13 protein-coding genes and 1 other RNA gene are annotated in these 14,039 nt (G+C 61.3%); 13 read left to right on the forward strand and 1 reads right to left on the reverse strand.

The features are described from left to right. Window positions 1–56: 56 nt before the first annotated feature. The 8 genes from O0881_RS26595 (at window position 57) to O0881_RS26630 (ending at window position 7,564) form a co-directional block, all read left to right on the forward strand. Window positions 57–1,220, forward strand: coding sequence for a cyclopropane-fatty-acyl-phospholipid synthase family protein (locus O0881_RS26595; protein ID WP_289913690.1), 1,164 nt, complete (start codon window positions 57–59; stop codon window positions 1,218–1,220). Beyond that, on the forward strand, window positions 1,220–1,771 hold the full coding sequence (locus O0881_RS26600; RefSeq protein WP_289913649.1) for a chalcone isomerase family protein: 552 nt from the start codon (window positions 1,220–1,222) through the stop codon (window positions 1,769–1,771). The genes O0881_RS26595 and O0881_RS26600 overlap by 1 nt, the downstream gene beginning before the upstream one ends. After that, window positions 1,768–3,051: an MFS transporter gene (locus tag O0881_RS26605; protein WP_289913650.1), complete on the forward strand. Its 1,284-nt coding sequence runs from the start codon at window positions 1,768–1,770 to the stop codon at window positions 3,049–3,051. The genes O0881_RS26600 and O0881_RS26605 overlap by 4 nt, the downstream gene beginning before the upstream one ends. Further along, the gene (locus O0881_RS26610; protein ID WP_354670228.1) at window positions 3,048–3,599 is read left to right on the forward strand and encodes a DUF3833 domain-containing protein; all 552 of its coding nucleotides are present in this window, start codon (window positions 3,048–3,050) and stop codon (window positions 3,597–3,599) included. The genes O0881_RS26605 and O0881_RS26610 overlap by 4 nt, the downstream gene beginning before the upstream one ends. Then, complete coding sequence (locus O0881_RS26615; RefSeq protein ID WP_289913652.1) at window positions 3,596–4,363, forward strand: SDR family NAD(P)-dependent oxidoreductase; 768 nt, start codon at window positions 3,596–3,598, stop codon at window positions 4,361–4,363. Before O0881_RS26610 ends, O0881_RS26615 begins: the two co-directional genes overlap by 4 nt. Further along, entirely contained in the window at window positions 4,360–4,797 is a 438-nt protein-coding gene (locus tag O0881_RS26620; RefSeq protein WP_289913653.1) for a nuclear transport factor 2 family protein, read from the forward strand. The genes O0881_RS26615 and O0881_RS26620 overlap by 4 nt, the downstream gene beginning before the upstream one ends. Before the next feature lie 975 nt (window positions 4,798–5,772). Next, window positions 5,773–6,870 (forward strand): porin, encoded by a 1,098-nt coding sequence (locus O0881_RS26625; protein WP_289913654.1) that lies wholly within the window; start codon window positions 5,773–5,775, stop codon window positions 6,868–6,870. Between the two features lie 151 nt (window positions 6,871–7,021). Continuing rightward, the gene (locus O0881_RS26630) at window positions 7,022–7,564 is read left to right on the forward strand and encodes a hypothetical protein (RefSeq protein ID WP_289913655.1); all 543 of its coding nucleotides are present in this window, start codon (window positions 7,022–7,024) and stop codon (window positions 7,562–7,564) included. Window positions 7,565–7,637: 73 nt separating this feature from the next. Here O0881_RS26630 and O0881_RS26635 read toward each other — a convergent pair whose 3' ends face one another. Next, window positions 7,638–9,341, reverse strand: a complete 1,704-nt coding sequence (locus O0881_RS26635; protein ID WP_289913656.1) for a thiamine pyrophosphate-binding protein — start codon at window positions 9,339–9,341, stop codon at window positions 7,638–7,640. Window positions 9,342–9,573: 232 nt separating this feature from the next. On the opposite strand from O0881_RS26635, the gene rnpB reads away from it, so the two are divergent. The 5 genes from rnpB (at window position 9,574) to O0881_RS26660 (ending at window position 14,033) form a co-directional block, all read left to right on the forward strand. Continuing rightward, window positions 9,574–9,913: RNase P RNA component class A (gene rnpB, locus O0881_RS26640), an RNA gene on the forward strand. A gap of 660 nt (window positions 9,914–10,573) precedes the next feature. Beyond that, entirely contained in the window at window positions 10,574–11,002 is a 429-nt protein-coding gene (gene mraZ, locus O0881_RS26645) for a division/cell wall cluster transcriptional repressor MraZ (protein ID WP_034748899.1), read from the forward strand. 9 nt (window positions 11,003–11,011) lie between these two features. Beyond that, window positions 11,012–11,989: a 16S rRNA (cytosine(1402)-N(4))-methyltransferase RsmH gene (gene rsmH / locus O0881_RS26650; RefSeq protein WP_077399835.1), complete on the forward strand. Its 978-nt coding sequence runs from the start codon at window positions 11,012–11,014 to the stop codon at window positions 11,987–11,989. After that, window positions 11,986–12,255, forward strand: coding sequence for a cell division protein FtsL (ftsL, locus tag O0881_RS26655; protein ID WP_034748894.1), 270 nt, complete (start codon window positions 11,986–11,988; stop codon window positions 12,253–12,255). Before rsmH ends, ftsL begins: the two co-directional genes overlap by 4 nt. Beyond that, window positions 12,255–14,033 carry a penicillin-binding protein 2 gene (locus tag O0881_RS26660; RefSeq protein ID WP_034748891.1) on the forward strand — a complete coding sequence of 593 codons (1,779 nt, stop codon included), beginning with the start codon at window positions 12,255–12,257 and terminating at the stop codon, window positions 14,031–14,033. Before ftsL ends, O0881_RS26660 begins: the two co-directional genes overlap by 1 nt. Window positions 14,034–14,039 lie beyond the last annotated feature (6 nt).

Below are 14,039 nucleotides of genomic sequence, written 5' to 3' on the forward strand. Positions count from 1 at the left end.
CCGGCCTGCATGCGCGCAGCAGTTCCACTCCCTTGCATGGGCATGCGCACGTGGACATGCCCGCTGCCGGGCGCATGATCGTGCGCCTGCTGGAAAAATTGCAATACGGCGCGCTGCGCCTGCGCACGCCGGACGGCAGCATCTTGCTGTACGGCGATGGCAGCCATCCCGTCACCCTGGACTTGCACAACTGGCGCCTGTGCGCGGCCGTCCTGCGCTCGGGCGACATCGGCTTTGCGGAAACGTTTATCGCCGGCGACTGGCGCACGGACAATTTGCCGGGCTTGATCGAGTTGATGATACGCAACCGCGCGCACATCGAGTCATTGATCTATGGCAACTGGTGGGGCAACCTGGTCTACAAGGTCCGGCACTTGCTCAACCGCAATTCGCGCGCGGGCAGCAAGAAGAATATCCATGCCCATTACGACATCGGCAACGCCTTTTATCAGTTGTGGCTGGATCCGTCGATGACGTACTCGAGCGCGCTGTTCACCGAAGGCGCCAGCCTGGAGCAGGCGCAAGGGGCGAAATACGCGCGCATCGCGAACCAGTTGCAACTGCAGCCGGGCGCACGCGTGCTGGAAATCGGTTGCGGCTGGGGCGGCTTTGCGGAAACGGCGGCGCGCAGCTATGGCGCCCACGTGACGGGTCTGACCTTGTCGACCGAACAGCTCGCCTATGCGCGCCAGCGCCTGCAGGACGCAGGTCTGGCAGGGCAGGCCGACTTGCAGCTGTGCGATTACCGCGACAGCGCAGGCCAGTACGACGCCATCGCCTCGATAGAGATGTTCGAAGCCGTGGGACAAAGCTACTGGCCCGGCTATTTCGCATGCGTGGCGCGCAACCTGAAGCCGGGCGGACGCGCCTGCATCCAGACCATCGTCATCGCCGACGACTTGTTCGAGCGCTACAGCAAGAGCACGGATTTTATTCAACAGTACATTTTCCCGGGCGGCATGCTGCCCTCGCCGGCCGAATTCCGCCGCGCCGCCGAGGCGCAGGGCTTGCGCGTGGAAGACGCCATCAGCTTTGGCCTCGATTACGCGGAAACCTTGCGCCAGTGGTGCGCCAGCTTCCTGGCCCAGCGCACGGCGCTGGAAAAGCAGGGTTTCGACGGCCGTTTCCTGCTCACCTGGGAGTTTTACCTCGCGTATTGCGAGGCTGCCTTCCAGGCGCACAACACGGATGTGATGCAATTTACCCTGATCAAGGAGTGATGATGCGCCAGCTGCTCGTCGCCGCTTTGCTGTCGTTGACCATGTTAGGCGCCGCGGCCGCGCCGCCGGCCTTTATCGCGGCCGATGTGCCCGAAGCCCGTCTGGCGGGGGAGGGCGAATACACATGGTTCGGCATGCGTATTTATCGGGCGCAACTTTGGGTGGGCGCGAACGGTTACCAGGGCGCGGCATCGGCAACGGCGCCCTTCGTGCTGGAATTGCGCTACGCGCGCTCGCTCGACAGCAAGAAGATCGCCGAAGCCAGTTATGAACAGATGCAGAAAATCGGCGCCGGCACGCCGGAGCAGCGCCTGGCGTGGCTGGCCACCATGCAGCGCATCTTTCCTGACGTCAAGGAAGACCAGCGCATCGCGGGCGCCTACCGGGCCGGCATCGCGCCCGGCGTGCGCTTTTATCTCGATGGCAAGGTGCTGGCCGACGTGAACGATGGCGACTTCGCGCGCGCCTTCTTCGCCATCTGGCTGTCGCCGTCGAGCACGGCGCCGAAGCTGCGCGCCGCCTTGCTGCAGAGTGCGGCGCCGCTGCCATGAATGCCGGGGCCAGCGCCTTGAGCTTGCCGGCCTTGTTCAGTTATGGCCTGTTCGGCTTGCCGCTGGCCATGCTGGCGCTGCCCATCTATATATATGTGGCGCCGTTTTATGCGCAGCGCAGCAGCCTTGACCTGGCGCAAATCGGCGCAGTGCTGCTGGCGGCGCGCATTGCCGCCGCTTTCATCGACCCGGCCCTCGGCGCCTGGATGGCGCGGGGCGGGCGCAGCTATGCCGTGCTGGTCGGTGCATCTCTGCCCTTGCTGTTGCTGGGCTTTGGTGCCCTGTTCCATCCGCCGGCCATGCCGCAAGCGGCCACCCTGGCCTGGTTCCTGGCTGCCTTGCTGCTCGTGTACGCCGCCTATGGCCTGGCCGGCATCGCGCATCAGAGCTGGGGCGCGGCCTTGAGCCAGGCGCGCGCGCAGCGGGCGCGGGTGACGGCCGTGCGCGAGGGTTGCGGCTTGCTCGGCGTGATCCTGGCGGCGGGGCTGGCGTCCATGCTCGGCTATGACGGCCTGTCGCTGGCCTTTGCCGGCTGCCTGCTGGCGGCGGGTGCGTTGCTGCTGGCACGCGCGCCGCGTCCGGTTTTGCGCCAAGGCACGGCGGCGCTGCCCGCTGGCGCCTGGCGCCTGCCATTTCGCCAGCGCGCGTTTCGCTGGCTGTTTGCCGTCCTGCTCGTCAATGGCGTGGCTGCCGCCATTCCCGCCACCCTGTTCCTGTTCTTTGCCACCGACTACTTGCGCCTGGGCCAATACGCGGGACCGTTTCTGATCGTCTACTTTTGCGCGGCGGCCGCTTCCATGCCCGTGTGGGTGGCCCTGGCGCGCCGCTTTGGCGAGGCGCGCGCCTGGGGCGGCGCCATGCTGCTGGCCGCCAGCGTGTTTGTCTGGGCGTATGGCCTGGGCGAGGGCGCCGCCTGGGGTTTTGCCGCCATCTGCCTGCTGTCGGGCCTGGCGCTGGGCGCCGACCTGGCCTTGCCGCCGGCCCTGCTGGCAGGGTTGATCGGCGTGGCCGGCCATGCCGGGCGGCACGAAGCGGCGTATTTCGGCTGGTGGAACTGGGGTGTGCAGATGAGCCTGGCGCTGGCGGCCGGCATCGCCTTGCCCCTGCTGGCCTGGCTCGGCTATGTGCCGGGCAGCGGCAGCGGCGGCTTGCCGGCCCTGTCTGCCGCCTACGCCGTGCTGCCCTGTGTTTTGAAACTGCTGGCGGCGTTATTGCTGTGGCGCGCGCCGCTACAACATATATATAGTGACCATCGGGAGAATCGCGCATGCGCTTCATGACTTATTGCAAACGTTGCCTGCCGCTGGCCGCCTTGCTGCTGGCGCTGGCCGCCTGTTCCACGCCGCCCACGCCGGCCACGTACGCGCAGGAATTGCCCACACTGGATCTGCAACAGTATTTCAACGGCACGCTCGATGCCCACGGCATCTTCCAGGACCGCTCCGGCAAGGTGGTGAAACGTTTCACCGTGCTGATGCGGGCCAGCTGGGTGGGCGAGACGGGGACCCTGGACGAGGATTTCACGTATGCGGATGGCAGCCGGCAACGGCGCGTGTGGACCTTGCGCAAGACGGCGCCCGGGCGCTTCATCGGCACGGCACCCGACGTGATCGGGGAAGCCATCGGCGAAGTGGCGGGCAATGCGCTGCGCTGGCAATACGTGCTGGCGCTGCCCGTCGATGGCACGGTCTACCACGTCGACTTCGAGGACTGGATGTTCTTGATGGATGACAAGGTCATGCTCAACCGTGCCGCCATGAGCAAGTTCGGCTTCAGCCTGGGTGCCGTCACCTTATCGTTCAGCAAGCGTCCAGAGGCGGCCCCATGAATCGCAAGATCAGCAATTGGGCCGGCAAGCGCGTGTGGATCATCGGCGCGTCCAGCGGCATCGGCGCCGCGTGCGCCACCTTGCTGCTGGAGCAGGGCGCGTGCGTGGCCCTGTCGGCCCGCCACCGCGCCAGCCTGGAACAGTTGTGCGAGGGACAGCCGCTGGCGCAGGCCTTGCCGCTCGATATCACGCAGCACGCGCAAGTGCGGGCCGTCTGCGTGCAATTGCAGCAGCAGTGGGCGCATATCGACCTGATATTGGTGGTCGCTGGCGGCTATCAGGCCATGCGCGCCGATAGCTTCGACCTCGAGGCGGCGCAGGGCTTGCTGGCCCTGAACGTGGGCGGCGTCTTCAATTGCCTGGAGCCAGCCTTGCCGTGGCTGTTGCGCCAGGGCAGCGGCGGCATCGGCATCGTCGGCTCGGTGGCCGGCTATGGCGGCTTGCCCAAGGCGCTCGCGTATGGCGCCAGCAAGGCGGCGCTGATCAACCTGACGGAATCGCTGTACCTGGACTTGCATCCGCGTGGGATTGATGTATATCAAATCAACCCTGGTTTTGTCGCTACGCCTTTGACGGCGAACAATGATTTCACCATGCCGGCCCTGATGACGGCGCAGGACGCGGCCGCCGCCATGCTCGACGGCATCGAGCGGGGGCAATTCCACATCCACTTTCCGAAACGCTTTACCAATGCCATGCGCCTGGCGCGGCTGTTGCCGTACCGCGCCTATTTTTGGCTGATCCGCAAGGTGACGGGCCTATGAGCGCAACCATGGAAGACGCGCTGGCGCGCCTGGTGGCGTTTTACGAGCACCTGAGCCTGGAGAGCCTGGCCCAGCTGGGTGCCGTGTACGCGCCAGACGCCCGTTTCAAGGACCCGTTCAACGAGGTGGAGGGCCATGCCGCCATCCTGGCCATCTTCGAGCACATGTTCGTGCAAGTCGATGCGCCCCGGTTTGTCGTGCTGGAAAGCCTGGGACAGGGGGAACAGGCGTTCCTGACGTGGGAGTTTCGCTTTCGCATGAAACGCCTGATATCCGGCGAACAATGTATCCGTGGAGCGACACATGTGCGTTTCGACGGGCTGGGGCGGGTGGTGTTACACCGCGATTATTGGGATGCGGCGGAAGAATTGTATGAAAAGCTGCCTGTGCTGGGCCCTTTCATGCGCATGCTCCGGCGCGCAAGCCGACACTGAGCGTATTTTCTGATGCTTTTAAGCAAAAAATGCGAAAAAGAAAAAGTAAATTGTGTGGAATTGGGCTGGTAAAAACTTGATTTCGGTCAATGTGTCGTTTTTTAGACACAAATATGTAAAAATATTGAGAAGGCAACATTGTAAGAAATTGTTTCAACTGATGCGGAATTTGCAAGCAAGAGTCGTCCTCATCCGTTCCAAGCGGGCACCCGGCGCACGTGCCGAAAAACATGGAAAACATTTCTATGTGAGCAATTTAAATTACCGGAAAGTCAGTAATTGTGTTGATACTCTGCCTATTTTCCTGACGCGCGCGCCGACGTCGAAAATCGCGTCTACGCCCCTGAATAATGCGGCAACGCACCAAAACAGGGCGTCTTATTTCCCGTTTTCGGGCATCCGGCAGCAAACATTGGCGATGCCGTGTATGCTTCGTCCCGTTTATCCATTATCACCTGACAAATTGTGCGCTTTGTCGCGTAAATCATGCAGGGCAAATGATGGGTAAAGCATGTTGACGTTTTAATCACGCGCCTGATACTGTTGCACTAATACAACGGGTGTCGACAAGGCATGCGCTATGATGGAATGGTCAATCAGGCCAATGCATTGGTTGGCAAGGGGCACTGGCTCTGTCGCGTAGTACGGTTGGCGATGGTCGGGATGCCTGAAAAAGCCCTCGGCCTGGTACCGGAAGTAACATGTTGGAACTTGATGGAATGTGAAACGGTCGTTATAGTGCCGCTTCCGGTGCCCTTTGAGCACCGAACCGGCGCATGAAAATACGGTCGCTCTGCAGCCTTCAAGCTTATCGGTGCAATAGCGTGCCGATACCGATGTGAATTGTTCCCCTGACCGGAACAGCAATGTGGCAGGTGGAGACCTTGCCCTCACTCATAAAAAGCGCTCTGCTAGAGCGCAGCTCGAGATGCATAGGCTGTATTACTTTTTGCTTCAAAATTAAAGGAAATCGCAATGAAAAAAACTCTGATCACCCTGGCAGTTCTGGCAGCAGCCACTGGCGTAGCCCAAGCTCAATCGAGCGTTGTTATCTACGGTACCGTTGACGCTGGTTTCGTCAGCGAGCGCGGCGGTGTTAACGGCAACGTTAACAAACTGGACAGCGGCGTTGCTTCGGCTTCCCGTCTGGGCTTCAAAGGCACCGAAGATCTGGGCAGCGGCCTGTCGGCTCTGTTCGTTCTGGAAGCTGGTTTCGGCGTTGACACCGGCGCGCAAGGTAAAAACGAAGCCCTGTTCGGCCGTCAATCGTACGTTGGTCTGAGCAGCAAAACGACCGGTACCCTGACCCTGGGTCGTCAATACACGCCTTGGTACAACACCCTGTCCAAAGTTGCTGATCCATTCGCAGTGGGCTACGCTGGTTCCGCCAAGAACCTGTTCCCATCGAAAGCACTGACCCGCACCAGCAACACCGTGCTGTACACCTCGCCAAACTTCAACGGCTTTGACGCTGACGTGGCTTACACCTTCGGCGAAAAAGCTGAGTCGAACAAATACGGCCGTCAAATCGGTGCGTCGGCTGGCTACTCGAACGGTCCTCTGAACGCGCGTCTGGCCTACAACACCACCAGCAACGAATCCGCTACCAGCAACAAAGGTAGCGCACGTAACTGGTTGGCTGCAGCTAACTACGACTTCGCAGTTGCTAAAGCTTACGTCGCATATGGCGTGAACAAAGGCGACAACAGCGCTGTAGCGAACAACGCCAAGGAAAACGCAGACGGCACGTTCTCGACCGCCAACTCGTTCAACTACAACACCGCTGCTTACAGCAACGACAGCAACAACATCCTGGTTGGCGCAACCGTACCTGTTGGCCCAGCTGGCACCGTAATGGCTTCGTTCATCCGCACGAACGACAAAGCTGCTACGAACGCTGATGCTGATCAATGGGCAGTGGGTTACTCCTACGCTCTGTCGAAGCGCACGAGCACCTACGCTTCGTACGCCAAGATCAAGAACAAAAACGGCGCAGGCTACACCGTTGGTAACAACAGCAATGTTGGTACGGGCGACAAAGCCTTCAACGTTGGTGTTCGTCACTCGTTCTAATATTCGCGCAAGCGAAGCTTAGTACCGCTGCCAGCATCCCTTCGGGGATGCTGAAAAGCAAGGAAACGCGCCTCCAGGCTAGTCCTGGCGGCGCGTTTTTGCATGTGCGGCGCCAGTTATAATGGTGCCGTTACTCAAGTAAAGGAATGCCATGTATTCACACACATCGCCGCGCCTGGCCGCCTTGCTGGCCGCGCTGCTGCTCGCTGGCGCCACGGGCGCCGCTGTCGCTGCCGTCAAGGGCAAGAAGCCGGCCGGACTGGAGCGCTATGGCGTGGCCGTCTATTCCGACCTGTGCCTGCAAAAGGATAGCGGCGAAATCGGCGGCCAGCGCGTGACCCTGCACCGCTTCGCCGAGGCCGATTCCGTCATCTATGAATTCACGGCAGGCGCCCTGAGCTGGCCCATCGTGGCCAACGACGTCAACCTGGACGCCGCCACGGGCGCCTTCGACTTCACCATCGCCGGCGCCGACAGCGAAGAGCGCACCATCGTCGGCAAGTTTTCCAAAGACGGCCAGACCCTGACCCTGGAAGGCGATTATTGCGGCGGTAACGTGCGCATGCCCATGAAGCTGAGCCGCGTGCGCGATTTCGGCCGCCCTTTGAAAAACTGCACGCCATGTCCGCCGATGCCGCAGGCGCCCGCCGAGGCAGTGCCTGCCGAGGAAAGCGCGCCAGCGCCCGCTGCCTGAGCGATTGCCGCTGTCAAAAAGAAAAAGGCCCGGTATCGACCGGGCCTTTGTTATTTTCAGCGCTGCAAGGGGCTTATTTGGCCGCTTGCGCCTTTTCCGCCGTGGCGCGGATGGTGGCGAGCGTCGCGTTCGGCGTGATCAGGTTGCCGTCGTAGCGCAGCTCAATCAAGGCCGGCAAGTTGTTGGCCTTGGCGTGTGCCAGCGCCCGCTGCAGGGCAGGGGCGAACTCTTCTGTCGTAGCCACCACTTCGCCATGCGCGCCATACGCTTGCGCCAGCGCCGCAAAATCCGGGTTGTGCAGGGTCGTGCCCGACACGCGGCCCGGGTAATCGCGTTCCTGGTGCATGCGGATGGTGCCGAACATCTGGTTATTGAAGACGATGATGACCACGCCCGCCTGGTATTGCACGGCGGTGGCCAATTCCTGGCCATTCATCATGTATTCGCCGTCGCCGGCGAAGGTGATCACGGTGCGCTCGGGGTGCACGATCTTCGCCGCTACGCCCGACGGCACGCCGTAGCCCATGGCGCCGTTGGTCGGCGCCAGCTGCGTGCGCATGCCGCCGTAGCGGTAGAAGCGGTGCGCCCACGAGGCGTAATTGCCGGCGCCGTTCGTCAGAATGGTGTCCGCTGGCGCTTGCGCCATGATCTCTTGCGTCACTTGCCACAGGTCCAGCGGTGCCTGGCCATCCTGGAAGATGGGCGGGCGCTCCTGGTAGGCTGCCAGCTCGGCTTTCGCTTCGGCTGGCGTATGTTTCCATGCGGCAGCATCGACAGGGGCTATGGCGGCCAGCATGGCGCACACTTGCGGCATGCCGCTGTTGATCATCAGTTCGGCCTGGTAAACGCTGCCCAGTTCCTCGGCATCCGTATGGATGTGCACCAGGCGCTGGCGCGGCACGGGCGAGTCGAACAGGGTATAGCCGCCCGTCGTCATTTCGCCCAGGCGCGGGCCGATGGCGATGACCAGGTCGGCATTTTTCACGCGCGCGGCCAGTTTCGGGTTGATGCCGATGCCGACGTCGCCGATGTAGTTCGGGTGGGCATTGTCGAGCAAGTCCTGGAAACGGAAGGCGCAGGCGACAGGCAGGTGATTGCTTTCCGCGAACTGTTGCAGGTCGGCGCACGCTTGCTGCGTCCAGGTGGTGCCGCCCAGCAAGACCAGCGGCTGTTTCGCGGTGGCCAGCATGCTGCGCAGCTGCTGCAGCTGGGCGTCCGATGGCGCTGCCTGCACCGGCTGGTAGGCGCGCGTGTCGGCCACCGTGGCCAGCGAAATGAGCATGTCTTCCGGCAAGGCCAGGACGACGGGGCCAGGACGCCCGCTGGTGGCCACCTGGAAGGCGCGCGCCAGGTATTCGGGGATGCGCTCGGCGCGGTCGATCTGCGCCACCCACTTGGCCATCTGGCCGTACATGCGGCGGTAGTCGATTTCCTGGAACGCTTCGCGGTCGACGAAATCATTGCCCACCTGGCCGATGAACAGGATCATTGGCGTGGAATCCTGGTAGGCCGTGTGCACGCCAATCGACGCGTTGGTGGCGCCAGGTCCGCGCGTGACGAAGCAGATGCCCGGCTTGCCCGTCAGTTTGCCGTAGGCTTCGGCCATGAAGGCGGCGCCGCCTTCCTGGCGGTTGATGATGAAGCGGATGCCCGAGTCGTGCAGGGCGTCGAGCACGTCGAGGTAGCTTTCGCCAGGCACGCCAAAGGCGGTGTCGACACCGTGGATCTGCAGGGCATCGACCAGGATCTGGCCGCCGGTACGGGATTGTTGCGTCATGTTCGGCTCTTTATATTCTAGTGGGTGGCAAAGAAATGGGGCAAGCGGTGCGCATGCGCTTGCATGCAAGCAGCTTGCCTCATTCTATGTGAGCCGATTTGGCCCGGCTTTTGAAATGGCGACACCGAATTACACAATCCCCCGGGGTGACGACGAGGGCGCCCGGCGGGCGGCGCCGCGCCTGTACCGGCCTTTTTGCAGAAACATGCTGCGGCGCGGTACAATGGCGGGTGAAGCAGGCCAGACAGTCGCTGGCCGGCGCAGCAATGCGCTGGCGGGAGGAAGGTCCGGACTCCATAGAGCGGGGTGACGGTTAACGGCCGTCCGTCGAAAGCCGCAAGGTATAAGGCGAGGAATAGGGCCACAGAGACGAGCGTATTAAGTTACGGTGAAACGCGGTAACCTCCACCTGGTGCAATTTCAAATAGGCACGCGATGATGCTGCTCGCGGAGCGTGCGGGTAGAAAGCTTGAGCGCCCGAGTAATCTGGCGCCTAGAGGAATGACTGTCATAGCGTTGACCTGCAAGGGAAGGCGCCGTAACAAAATCCGGCCTACCGGCCTGCTTCACTTGAATTCCGTTCCCTGGTCTGCCAGGGGGCACCTCGGCCGCGGCGTTTTGCCTGCTGCGCGCCACGCAAAAGCCCCCGCAACGGGGCTTTTTTTGTTTCTAAAAGTATAGCACTTAAGATAAAGTTGTATATACAACTAAAAGTGAATAATTGGTTAAAGTTTCTTATCTACAATTAATTGCTGCATTGCAAAAATAGTTTTCCTGCGTCAGGCCAACCCCTGAAAACAGGGCCGATACGCGCCGTGGACGATTATTTTTTGCTTTAAACCAAGTCTTACGTTGCGGCTGATTGCTGTTGTGTCTGGATGACGAAATTATTGTCATGTGTCAACTAACTGTAAAAAATTCAATTTTTCGATTTCGTTTTTTTCGATGTTTACGGTAGGAAAACACATGTGTGCAGATGAGGTAGCACATTCACTATCTTTCATAAGTATCTAATTTATCGATATATTTTTATTTGAGACTCCTTCAACGATATGCGCTAAGTCCTTAATTTCATTAATAAAATTCCTGTTTTGCCAATCGGAAACCGCTTGACCACTATCTTTGCTTCCTCTAAAGTGGGCAACTGTGTGAAAAAGTGTGTTTTTGTGGGAAATTTTCCCTTTTCATCATGATGCGCAAGCGTCGCAACCCAAGCTCAAAAAAGGTCTTCCGTGTTTCAAGGCGCGTCCGCAATCAATCTCGATGCCAAAGGCAGGATGTCTATCCCTGCCAAGCACCGTGACGCGCTGGCGATTCAATGCGAAGGCCGCTTGACCCTGACCAAACACCCCGATGGCTGCCTGCTGTTTTTCCCCCGTCCCGTGTGGGAAAGCCACCGCCAGCAAATCGCCGCCTGGCCCATGTCGGCGCGCGCCTGGCAGCGCATCTTCCTCGGCAACGCCGTCGACGTCGAGCTGGACTCGGCCGGCCGCGTGCTGATCTCGCCTGAATTGCGCAACGCCGTCGGGCTGGCGCGCGAAGTCATGATGATCGGCATGGGCAGCCACTTTGAAATATGGGATGCCGCCAAGTTGGCCGACAAAGAACAGCAGGCGATCGATGCCGGCACCCCCGATGTACTTTCCAATTTTTCTTTCTAAGGCTCCGTAATGACACAACTCACGGTGCCGGAATTTCAGCATCGCACGGTGCTGCTCGATGAAGCGGTCGATGCGCTCGACCTGTCGGGCGACCGCGCGCACGGCATTTACGTCGATGGCACGTTTGGCCGCGGCGGCCATAGCCGCCTGATTTTGTCGCGCCTGGCCTCCGACGCGCGCCTGATCGGCTTCGACAAGGACTTGCAGGCGATCGCCACGGCCGAACAGATCGGCGACCCCCGCTTTGAAATCGTCCACGACAGCTTTGCCACCATGACGGCCAGCCTGGCCGAACGCGGCGTGCAGCAGGTGGACGGCATCCTGCTCGACCTGGGCATCTCGTCGCCGCAGGTCGACGACGCGGCGCGCGGTTTCAGCTTCCGCAACGACGGACCGCTGGATATGCGCATGGATACCACGCGCGGCATCTCCGCGGCCGAATGGCTGGCGGTGGAAACCGAGCAGAATTTAGAGAAAGTGATACGCGATTATGGGGAAGAACGGTTTGCTTTTCAGATTGCAAAGGCGATTGTTGCTGGCCGGGCAGTCCAGCCAATTTCAAGCACACGACAGCTTGCCGGCATCGTGGCAGGCGCCGTCAAGACCCGCGAGAAGGGTAAGGACCCCGCTACCCGCACCTTTCAGGCCATACGCATTTTCATTAACAAAGAGCTCGAGGATCTCGAGATCGGTCTGAACCAGGCGTACGCCTGCCTGGCGCCCGGCGCGCGCATGGCCGTGATCAGTTTCCATTCGCTGGAAGACCGCATGGTCAAGCGCTTCTTCGCCTCGAAGGCGAACGTGGAGCAGCCTGACCGCCGCCTGCCGATCCGCGCGGTGGACTTGCCGCAGCCGGAAATGAAGCTGATTTCGAAGATGAAGCCGTCCGACGCCGAGATCGAGGGCAACCCCCGTTCGCGTTCGGCCGTGATGCGCGTGGCGCAGCGCCTGCCGCTGGCCGCCCCTGCAAACGGCGGCGCCCGATGACTGGCAAGCTGTGTGTCGTGCTGTCGGCCCTGCTGGTGTGCTGCGGCCTGTCGCTGGTGAACGCGCAATACCAGTCGCGCCACCTGCTGATCGACCTGGAGCGCGCGCAAGCACTGTCGCGCCAGCTCGACATCGACTGGGCACAACTGCAGCTGGACCAGTCCACTTTGGGCAAACATGAACGCATCGAATCGATCGCGCGGCGCGACCTGAGCATGACGCCGCTGACGGCGGCGCGTACGCAATACCTGACGGAGGGCGAATAATGAAGTTGGGCGGTAACAGCAACGGCCGGGTGGCGGCATCGAAAGGCGTGCCATTCTCGAAGAACCCCGTACTGGCGGTGCGCCTGCCCGTCTGGCGTTCGCGCGTCGTGCTGTTCCTGCTGTTCTTCGCTTTCGCCGGCCTGGGCGCGCGCGCCCTGTGGCTGCAGGGCGTCTCGACCCAGTTCCTGCAAAAGCAGGGCAAGGCGCGCTATGAGCGCACGCTGGAATTGCCGGCCACGCGCGGCAAGATCACCGACCGCAATGGCCAGGTGCTCGCTTCGTCCGTGCCCGTGAAAGCCATCTGGGCGATTCCCGACGACGTGCTGCAGGCGTCGCCCGAGAAAATCAATGCGCTGGCCGGCCTGCTGGAAATGAACGTCAACGAATTGCGCAAGAAGCTCGACTCGGACCGCAGCTTCGTTTACCTGAAACGCCAGGTCGAGATGGACGTGGCCGACAAGATTTCCAAGCTGGGCATCGACGGCATCGATGAGCGCAAGGAATACAAGCGCTTTTATCCACAGGGCGAAGTGATGACCCACGTGGTGGGCTTTACCAACGTGGAAGACGTGGGCCAGGAAAGCATGGAGCTGGCGCAGCAGAAAACCCTCGTCGGCACCACCGGCAGCCGCCGTGTGATCAAGGACCGCCTGGGTCACATCGTCGAAGACATCGGCTTCATCCACGAACCGCACGACGGCAAGGACCTGACCCTGTCCGTCGACAGCAAGATCCAGTACATCGCCTTCACGCAATTGAAGGAAGCGGTGGAAAAATTCAATGCGAAGGCCGGCGGCGCCGTGGTGCTCGACGTGCACACGGGCGAAGTGCTGGCCCTGGCCAACTACCCCAGCTACGACCCGAACGACCGCCGCAAACTCACGGGCCAACAGCTGCGCAACCGCGTCATGACCGATACTTTTGAACCTGGTTCGACCCTGAAACCGATTACGGTCTCGCTGGCGCTCGACACGGGCCGGGTCAAGCCGGGCACCCTGATCGACACTGGCCCGGGCCGCTACACCATCGCCGACCGCACGATCACCGACACCAAGCCGCACGGCGTGATCAATGTCTCCGAAATCATCGAAATGTCGTCGAACATCGGCACCTCGAAGATCGCGCTGGGCATGCCGTCGCAGGAAATGTGGGAAATGTTTACCAAGGTGGGCTTCGGCCAGCAGCCGAAATGGGGTTTCCCCGGCGCCGTGGCCGGCCGCGTGCGTCCGTATAAATCGTGGCGCCCGGTGGAACAGGCGACCATGAGCTACGGTAACGGCATTTCCGTCTCGCTGATCCAACTGGCGCGCTCGTACATGATGTTCGCGCGCGACGGCGACACGATTCCCCTGTCGTTCCAGAAGGTCAATGAACTGCCCGTGGGCCAGCAAGTGATCAAGCCGAAGACGGCCGCCGAAATGCGCGCCATGCTCGAACTTGTGGTCTCCGGCGCGCACGGCTCGGCCAAGCGCGCCCAGGTCGCCGGCTACCGCGTGGGCGGCAAGACGGGTACCGCCTATAAAGTGGAAAACGGCCGCTATGCGATGCCGCGCAAATATATCGGCTCGTTCGTGGGCATGGTGCCGATGTCGGCACCGCGCTTCATCATTGCCGTGATGATCGATGAACCGACTGGCCCTGCCCACTATGGTGGCCAGGTTGCCGCTCCCGCTTTCGCGGCGATTGCGACCAACGCGCTGCGCGCGATGAACGTACCGCCCGATTCCTCCGTTACCGAAATCGTGGTCCCGGCCAATGCCGGCCCGGAGGCCATGTGAAGTCAC

Source organism: Janthinobacterium sp. SUN100, assembly GCF_030397705.1.
In the GTDB taxonomy this organism is placed as follows: Bacteria; Pseudomonadota; Gammaproteobacteria; order Burkholderiales; family Burkholderiaceae_D; genus Janthinobacterium; species Janthinobacterium kumbetense.

What these genes read in the sequence shown, in the direction of transcription:
- O0881_RS26595 (WP_289913690.1), top strand. Translation starts at nt 57, where the DNA reads ATGCCCGCTGCCGGGCGCATGATCGTGCGCCTGCTGGAAAAATTGCAA.
- O0881_RS26610 (WP_354670228.1), top strand. Translation starts at nt 3,048, where the DNA reads ATGACTTATTGCAAACGTTGCCTGCCGCTGGCCGCCTTGCTGCTGGCG.
- O0881_RS26615 (WP_289913652.1), top strand. Translation starts at nt 3,596, where the DNA reads ATGAATCGCAAGATCAGCAATTGGGCCGGCAAGCGCGTGTGGATCATC.
- O0881_RS26660 (WP_034748891.1), top strand. Translation starts at nt 12,255, where the DNA reads ATGAAGTTGGGCGGTAACAGCAACGGCCGGGTGGCGGCATCGAAAGGC.
- O0881_RS26620 (WP_289913653.1), top strand. Translation starts at nt 4,360, where the DNA reads ATGAGCGCAACCATGGAAGACGCGCTGGCGCGCCTGGTGGCGTTTTAC.
- ftsL (WP_034748894.1), top strand. Translation starts at nt 11,986, where the DNA reads ATGACTGGCAAGCTGTGTGTCGTGCTGTCGGCCCTGCTGGTGTGCTGC.
- O0881_RS26635 (WP_289913656.1), bottom strand. Translation starts at nt 9,341, where the DNA reads ATGACGCAACAATCCCGTACCGGCGGCCAGATCCTGGTCGATGCCCTG.
- O0881_RS26605 (WP_289913650.1), top strand. Translation starts at nt 1,768, where the DNA reads ATGAATGCCGGGGCCAGCGCCTTGAGCTTGCCGGCCTTGTTCAGTTAT.
- rsmH (WP_077399835.1), top strand. Translation starts at nt 11,012, where the DNA reads ATGACACAACTCACGGTGCCGGAATTTCAGCATCGCACGGTGCTGCTC.
- O0881_RS26625 (WP_289913654.1), top strand. Translation starts at nt 5,773, where the DNA reads ATGAAAAAAACTCTGATCACCCTGGCAGTTCTGGCAGCAGCCACTGGC.
- O0881_RS26600 (WP_289913649.1), top strand. Translation starts at nt 1,220, where the DNA reads ATGATGCGCCAGCTGCTCGTCGCCGCTTTGCTGTCGTTGACCATGTTA.
- O0881_RS26630 (WP_289913655.1), top strand. Translation starts at nt 7,022, where the DNA reads ATGTATTCACACACATCGCCGCGCCTGGCCGCCTTGCTGGCCGCGCTG.